Genomic DNA, 7,209 nt, shown 5'->3' with positions numbered 1-7,209 from the left:
CGCCCCGCCGCGGCGCGCGCGCGACGCCGTTGCGCGACCACGTCGACCTCCCCGGGCGGGAGCGGGTGCTCCCTCGAATCGCACCAGAGCCCATCGGAGTCACCTGTGCTGCAGCCCGGAGACGCGGTGCGGCAGGCTGGAGCGGTGCCGAACGACGACCTGCTGCGCATCGCCCGCTCCGTCGCGGAGGAGGCCGGTGCGCTCGCGGCGCGCCTGCGGCGGGAGGGGGTGGAGGTCGCGGCGACGAAGTCCTCGCCGATCGACATCGTCACGCGGGCCGATCGCGCGGCCGAGGACCTGATCCGCGGGCGCCTCGCCGAGCTGCGACCGGACGACGGGTTCCTGGGCGAGGAGTCCGGCGGCGCCTCGGGGACCAGCGGGCTCACCTGGGTGGTGGACCCGATCGACGGGACCGTGAACTACCTGTACGACCTGCCGAACTGGTCGGTGTCCGTCGCCGTCGTGGAGGGCGACCCCGATCCGTCGACCTGGACCGCCCTCGCGGGTGCGGTGGCCGCTCCTGCGCTCGGGGACCTCTACACGGCGTCGGCGGGCGGCGGCGCGCACCTGCACGACCGGCCGCTGCAGGTGCGCGAGCCGGTCGCGCTCGATCGCGCGCTCGTGTCGACCGGCTTCCACTACACGCAGGAGATCCGCTCGAACCAGGCCCGGGTCGCCGGGCCGCTGCTCGCCCGCGTGCGCGACCTGCGCCGGGCCGGCGGCGCCGCGATCGACCTCGCCTACGTGGCGGCCGGCCGCACGGACGCCTACTTCGAGCAGGGGCTGAACCCCTGGGACCAGGCGGCCGGCGCGCTCCTCGTGCGCGAGGCCGGCGGCGTGGTCACCGGTCTCGCCGACGAGCGTCCCTCCTCCCGGATGGTGCTCGCGGGCGCCGCGCCCGTCGTCGAGGAGCTGCGGGACCTGCTCGCCGAGCTCGGCGCCTGACGCGCAGGTCCCGCCCGGGGCGCCCGCCTAGCGTTCGGGACCATGAGCCGCGACCCGCACGACCCGATCCAGTCCGCCCCGGGCGTCGACCCCGAGGACCGCATGGACGAGGACTACAGCCCCTCCGGCGAGCGCGAGACCGAGCAGCTGCAGGAGGACCAGCAGGGCAGCCCGGCGCTGGCCGACCCCGACGTCGACCGCGATGCCGTGAAGGTGCTGCCCGGCACCGGCGACTACACGGACGACGGCGACGTCGACGTCGACCCGGGGGAGGTGCGGATGCCGCACCTGGATCCCGGCCGCACGGACGACCGCCCGCCCGCCTGACGCCCCCGGCGTCCGGGGCAGCGCATCGCTGACGGACGCGCGGCTGTGGCACCATTCCGGACCGCGGCGGGTGCACGGTCCGTCGCGCCGACCGGAGCCCGCCATGACCGACCGCGACCCCGCCGCCCCGGCCCGGGTGCTCGCCGGTCGCTACCGGCTGGGCGACGTGATCGGGCGCGGGGCGCGCGCCGTCGTGCACGAGGCGAGGGACCCGCTGCTCGGGCGCACGGTCGCGGTGAAGCTCTTCACCGCGACGGCCGACACCGTCGACGACCTGCGCCTGCAGGAGGCGGAGGCGCGGCTCGTCGCGTCGCTCGACCACTACGCGCTCACCACGCTCTTCGACGCGGGGGCGGACCTCTCCGACCCCGAGCACCCGCGGATCTTCCTCGTCATGGAGCGGGTGAAGGGCGCCGACCTCCGCGTCCGCCTGCGGGAGGGCGCGCTGACGCCGGCGCAGGTGATGAACCTCGGCTCGGATCTCGCGCAGGGGCTCGAGGCGGTGCACGAGCACGGCTTCCTGCACCGGGACGTGAAGCCGGCGAACGTCCTGCTGACCTCGCGAGGACCCTCCACCCGGATCCGCGGGAAGCTGACCGACTTCGGGATCTCGAGCATCATCGGCGCGCCGGACGACGCCGAGTTCACGAACGGCACCGCCGCGTACCTGAGCCCGGAGCAGGTGGACGGCGAGGACCCGGGGCCGGCGTCGGACGTCTACGCCCTCGGGCTCGTCCTCCTGGAGGCGCTGACGGGACGCGTCGCCTTCCCGGGCTCGGTCGAGGAGTCCGCCTACGCGCGGCTCGAGCGCGACCCGGACGTGCCGGACTCGCTCCCGGCGCCGCTCGGCCGCGTGCTGCGGGCGATGACCGCCAGGGAGCCCGCGGCGCGGCCGAAGCCGGGGGAGGCGGCCGTCGCCCTGCAGGACGCGTACGTGCAGGGGCTCGTGCAGGCCCGCCGCGTGGACCGCGACCTGCTCGCCGACGACGAGGCCGGGCGGCTCGCGGCGGTGCGGCGCTTCACGGTGCAGGACCCGGGCCCGGACGAGGCCATCGACCGCGTCGCGCGGCTCGCCCGGCAGCTGATGGGCGCCGCCGTGGCCACCGTGTCGATCGCGGACGCGGAGCGCGAGTGGGCGAAGGCGGCCGAGGGCGCGACGGTGCCGCAGGTGGGCCGGAGTGCGGGGTTCGCGCACGAATCGGTGTCCTCGGGCGGCGTGCACGTGATCGAGGACCTGCGCGACGACCCGCGGTCGGCCGCCCACCCGCTGCTCGTGCAGCGGCCCGAGCTGCGCTCGTACGCCTCCGCGCCGCTCGTGAGCGCCGACGGCCACGCCATCGGCGTCCTCGCGGTCCTCACCGACGACGTCCGGGTCTTCACGGACGACGAGCTGCGGGGCCTGGTCGACCTGGCCGCCGTGGCGATGCGCGAGCTGGAGCTGCGCGCGGTCGGCCGGGCGGCGCAGTTCGACGGCAGACGCCGGGCGGGTGCCCGGCGTCAGCCGTCGGAGTGGGCGCTAGCGGAGCGCCTGGTAGGAGTAGGTGTAGCGGATCGACTTCAGCTTCACCTCGCCCTTCTTCCACGTGTGCTTGATCGAGTACTTGGTGAAGGACTTCGGCACGACGAAGGCGCGCGACAGGTGCGTGCCGTTGCGGACGACGACGGTGAGCTTGCGCGAGCCGCGCTGGAAGATCAGCTTCTGCGTGCCCTTCACCCCGGAGGCGATGGTGCGGATCCGCAGGGTGACGCGCCCCTTGGAGAGGCCGGCGCGCGGCGCCGCCGCCATCGTGTGGGTGCCGCTGATCGCGTTCGACTTCAGCCGCTTGGTCGTCGCCACGAGCCGCTTGCCCGAGACCTTCACCGTGCTGACGGCGCTGAGCGCGTGCCCGTCCCCGTCGAGCGCGGCGGCCTTGAAGCGGTAGGTGCCGGGCTTGATCTTCGAACCGATCCGGCCGTTCCAGGTCAGGACCTGGTCGCTGCGGACGATGCGCCAGCGCTTCACCGTCTTCGAGCCCTTCTTCAGCACGGCGGTCCCGGTGATGGCGTCCGGGCGGTCGTTCGAGGTCAGCCCGTCGAGCGCGAAGGCCACCGAGTCGCGGTAGCCGTCCTTCACCGGGTAGATGGTGGCCGCGGAGCGCTGCACGTCCAGCTGCAGCAGGACGACGGAGGGGGCGACGGCGGTGCCGCTGCCCGGCTTCGCCGACGTGCTCGTCGAACCGCTCGAGCCGCTCGAGCCGGATCCGCCGACCGAGCCGGCGGCGCCGGCGGCGCCGTTCGCCCCGGAGGACCCCTTCGTGGTGCTGGTGCTGGTGCTGGTGCTGGTGCTGGTGCTGGCCCCGGAGCCGCCGATGCCGACCGATGCGAGCGACCCTCCTGCGCCGTTCGAGCCGACGGTCACCCCGATGCCGCCGCTGCTGGAACCGGTGGAGCCCGTCGAGCCGTTGCCGCTCGTGCCGGTGCCGCCGAGCAGGTCGCCGGCGGTGTCGACGACGACCGGGACGACACCACTGCCGCTGCCGCTGCCGCCGGTGCCGGTGCCGGTGCCGCCGAGCAGGTCGCCGGCGGTGTCGACGACCACCGGGACGACGCCCGTGCCCGAGGCGCCCGAGGTGCCGGTCAGATCGGTCACGGCGCTGGTCAGCGTCGGGACGAGCCCGGTGCTGCTGCTCGTGCCCGTGGCGCTCGTGAGCGTGCTCGTCGCGCCGGTGAGCGCGGTGGTCGTGCCGGTGAGCGCGGTGGTCGTGCCGGTGACCGCGGTGGTCGTGCCGGTGACCGCGGTCGTCGTGCCGCCGAGCACGGCGGTCGTCGTCCCGGTGAGCGCGGCCGTCGTCCCGCCGAGCAGGCTGCTCGCGTTCGCCGCGGGCGCGACGAGCGCCCCGGCCACGAGGACGACGGCGAGCGTGCCGCCGCATGCGGCGGCACGCCGCGTGATCCGATTGTCCATGGTGTCCCCCCAGAAACCATTTCCGCCGATCCCCTCAGGCGGTGACCGCATCGTGCTGAACCCGCGGTCCGCCCGAGAAGGGGCGTGCGCGGAACGTCCGCGTCCGCCTGCACGGGATGCGCGCGACTTCCTCCATCGGGGGGTGCCGCAGGGCGCGGCGGCTCCCTCGACGAGGGGGCGTGCGGCGTCGGGCCGCTCGCTGCGCTCAGGCGACGCTGTCGCAGCGGCCCTCGTCGAGCGGAGCCGGCAGCGGCAGGCCGTCGAGCACGAGCGCGGCGTACGCCGCGACGGTGATGCCGTAGCGGGCGCGGAAGCTGCGCGCGAGCTGCTCCCGGCCCGAGAAGCCGTGGTCGAGCGCGAGGGCGCTGAGCCGGGGCACGTGCCGCTCCCGGGTGAGGACGGCGGCGACGGCGTCGACCCGCCGCCTGCGGATGTAGCGGGCGAGCGAGTCCTCGCTGGTGTTGAAGGCGCTGTGCACCCAGCGGAGGCTGACCGAGAACGCGTCGGCGATCGAGCCGGGGTTCAGGTCGCGGTCGGCGAGGTTGCGGTCGATGTGCGCGACGATCCGGCTCCGCAGGTCCTGCTCGCCGAGGCGCTCATCGGCGGGGACGAGGTCCTCGAGGACGGCGAGCGCGAGGGAGTGCACCCCGCGGCAGACGTGGGCGGCGACTCCGGGTGCGCTGCTGATGGCGCCCACGGTCTGCAGCAGCGCGGCCGTCAGCGCTCGGGCCACCCCCGTCTCCGGCACGGGTCCGGTCAGGATCCGCGCGCCGCGGAGGTGCTGCGGCAGGTGGTCCGCCTCGAGGCGGATGCGGAGCAGCCTGCTGCCGTGGGCGATGGTCCAGTGCACGGGCTCGTCGCCGCGGAGCACCTGCATCCGCCCGGCCTCGCCCGTCCAGTGCTGCTGCGCCGAGCGCCAGGCGACCGATCCGTTCGCGACGAGGACGAGCGCGAGGTCGCCGTCCCCTGCGCGGCCGTCGAGCAGGCCGCGCAGCTCGGTCGACCGCCATTCGCTGACCTCGGTACCCGCGGCCGAGCAGGCGCGCACCTCGGCGCGGAACCGCGCGGGGTCGGGCGCCTCGCACCGCATGTGGCGCTGCAGCTCCGCCAGATCCTGCTGCCCGGTCCAGCGCTGCTGGACCAGTCCCGCCGACTTCCTCACGGCTGTCTCCTTGCTCATCGACCGCGCACAGGATGCGGAAGGAGACCATTTGCGACGAGGGCGGCGCGACCGCGGTGCGCGAACCGGCGTGCATCCGCGACGGGGCGTGAACAGCGGCCGATGACGTCGCCGCAGATGCAGAAGGCCCGGATCTCCAGGGAGATCCGGGCCGGAAGTAGCGGGGGCGGGACTTGAACCCGCGACACCACGATTATGAGCCGTGTGCTCTAACCACCTGAGCTACCCCGCCGCAGGACGGCTCCTGCGGCCGAGCCGACCGGAGTGTCCGAGCCCCGAAAGAGGATTGAACTCTTGACCTTCTCCTTACCATGGAGATGCTCTACCACTGAGCTATCGGGGCGCAGTCCGAGCCCCTCGGGGGCCGGAAGCGACGACGAGCCTAGCATCCCCGTCCCGGGCGCCCCTTCCGTGTCCCTCCCGTCGCCGCTGCGCCGTCGGAGGCCCGTGAGATGCTCCGCGGCGGCGCTCGAGCGGCGCCGACACGCCGCCTGGATCGGCCGGTTCGGCCTCGAACCAGGGCATTCGCTGCCAGTACGGCGACACAACATCTAGGGGCTGGAGTCGCCGGGTGCCCCGGTATATGGTGGTTCCACCCGGTGGGGAAGCCGGGAGAAGGCACCCGCCGTCGACTGGGGAAGGTCGGCGGCACGAGCAGACAGGAGCGTCAATGGACTTCAACACGGAGAGCATCGACGGCTACGCGATCCCGGTCGACCCGATGGATCTGCTGCAGTGCGACAGCTGCCAGTGAGCCGCATCCCGATCGGCTCCTGACCGCGGTCAGAGAGAGGCCCCCGCGATTCCCGATCGCGGGGGCCTCTCGCATGTCCGGAGCGCGGTCGTGCGGTCCGCAGGTGCAGATGCGGTCGCACGCGGCACCGCATCTGCACCTGCGCGCCGCACGGGGGCGCGCAGGGCGTCAGCCGTTCAGCCGCGCCATCTCCTCCTCGCTCAGCTCGAAGGTCGCCGCCTTCGCTGAGTCCTCGATGGTCTCCGGCCGGGACGAGCCCGGGATGGGGATCACGACGGGCGCCAGCGCCAGCTCCCACGCGAGCGCGACGCGCTGCGGGCTGACCGACCGCTCGTCCGCGATCTGCTGGAACACCGCGTTCTCGCCGCCGAGACCGGCCGCCGCCCCGATGCCGCCCAGCGGGCTGTACGGCAGGAAGGCGATGCCGAGGTCGGCGCAGTGCCGCAGCTCGTCCATGGAGTCGCGCCAGCCGGGGGAGAAGCGGTTCTGCACCGACACCACGCGCCCGTCGAGCAGCGCCATCGCCTGGTCGATCTGCTCGACCGTCACGTTCGACAGGCCCGCCATCAGGATGGTGCCGTCGTCGAGCAGGTGCTTCAGCGCGTTGATCGAGTCGGCGTACTGCACGTGCGGGTCCGGCCGGTGGAACTGGTAGAGGCCGATCGACTCGACGCCGAGCGCCGCTCGCGACGCCTCCGCGGCCGCGATCAGGTGGCCGGCGCTGCCGTCCTGCGTCCAGGACCCGTCGCCGGGGCGCAGGTGCCCGCCCTTCGTCGCGACGAGCACCTGGGACGCGTCGCCCTCGTACGTCGCGAGCGCCTCGGCGATCAGGCGCTCGTTGTGCCCGACCTCGCCCTCGAAGAGGTGGTACGCGTCGGCGGTGTCGATCAGGGTGATCCCGGCGTCGAGCGCCGCGTGGATCGTCGCGATCCCGCGCGGCTCGTCGGGGCGGCCCTCGATCGACAGCGGCATCGCGCCGAGGCCGATCGCGCTGACCGTGCGCGAGCCGATGATGCGGGTGGGGAGGGTGTCGGTTGGCATGCCGCAAGTCAACGCGCA

5 protein-coding genes, 2 tRNA genes and 1 pseudogene are annotated in these 7,209 nt (G+C 74.2%); 3 read left to right on the top strand and 5 right to left on the bottom strand.

The features are described 5' to 3' along the window. Window positions 1-105: 105 nt before the first annotated feature. The 3 genes and pseudogenes from ACFSBI_RS10820 to ACFSBI_RS10810 all read left to right on the top strand — a co-directional run. Entirely contained in the window at window positions 106-945 is an 840-nt protein-coding gene (locus ACFSBI_RS10820) for an inositol monophosphatase family protein (RefSeq protein WP_377934805.1), read from the top strand. A gap of 42 nt (window positions 946-987) precedes the next feature. Next, entirely contained in the window at window positions 988-1,272 is a 285-nt protein-coding gene (locus ACFSBI_RS10815) for a hypothetical protein (protein ID WP_377934803.1), read from the top strand. Between the two features lie 103 nt (window positions 1,273-1,375). Then, a pseudogene (locus ACFSBI_RS10810) lies at window positions 1,376-2,689 on the top strand (protein kinase domain-containing protein); the annotation flags it as partial. A gap of 99 nt (window positions 2,690-2,788) precedes the next feature. On the opposite strand, the gene ACFSBI_RS10805 reads toward ACFSBI_RS10810, so the two are convergent. The 5 genes from ACFSBI_RS10805 to ACFSBI_RS10785 form a co-directional block, all read right to left on the bottom strand. Beyond that, complete coding sequence (locus tag ACFSBI_RS10805; protein ID WP_377934811.1) at window positions 2,789-4,216, bottom strand: hypothetical protein; 1,428 nt, start codon at window positions 4,214-4,216, stop codon at window positions 2,789-2,791. 205 nt (window positions 4,217-4,421) lie between these two features. After that, window positions 4,422-5,378: a hypothetical protein gene (locus tag ACFSBI_RS10800; protein ID WP_377934801.1), complete on the bottom strand. Its 957-nt coding sequence runs from the start codon at window positions 5,376-5,378 to the stop codon at window positions 4,422-4,424. Between the two features lie 176 nt (window positions 5,379-5,554). Beyond that, window positions 5,555-5,628 (bottom strand) — tRNA-Met (locus ACFSBI_RS10795). Window positions 5,629-5,667: 39 nt separating this feature from the next. Beyond that, window positions 5,668-5,739, bottom strand: a tRNA-Thr gene (locus ACFSBI_RS10790). Between the two features lie 579 nt (window positions 5,740-6,318). Beyond that, window positions 6,319-7,191 carry an aldo/keto reductase gene (locus tag ACFSBI_RS10785; RefSeq protein WP_377934799.1) on the bottom strand — a complete coding sequence of 291 codons (873 nt, stop codon included), beginning with the start codon at window positions 7,189-7,191 and terminating at the stop codon, window positions 6,319-6,321. Window positions 7,192-7,209 lie beyond the last annotated feature (18 nt).

It is taken from the genome of Amnibacterium endophyticum, assembly GCF_042680685.1.
GTDB lineage: Bacteria > Actinomycetota > Actinomycetes > Actinomycetales > Microbacteriaceae > Amnibacterium > Amnibacterium endophyticum.
This window is presented reverse-complemented; position numbering and strand designations above follow the sequence as displayed.

What these genes read in the sequence shown, in the direction of transcription:
- ACFSBI_RS10815 (WP_377934803.1), top strand. Translation starts at nt 988, where the DNA reads ATGAGCCGCGACCCGCACGACCCGATCCAGTCCGCCCCGGGCGTCGAC.
- ACFSBI_RS10805 (WP_377934811.1), bottom strand. Translation starts at nt 4,216, where the DNA reads ATGGACAATCGGATCACGCGGCGTGCCGCCGCATGCGGCGGCACGCTC.
- ACFSBI_RS10785 (WP_377934799.1), bottom strand. Translation starts at nt 7,191, where the DNA reads ATGCCAACCGACACCCTCCCCACCCGCATCATCGGCTCGCGCACGGTC.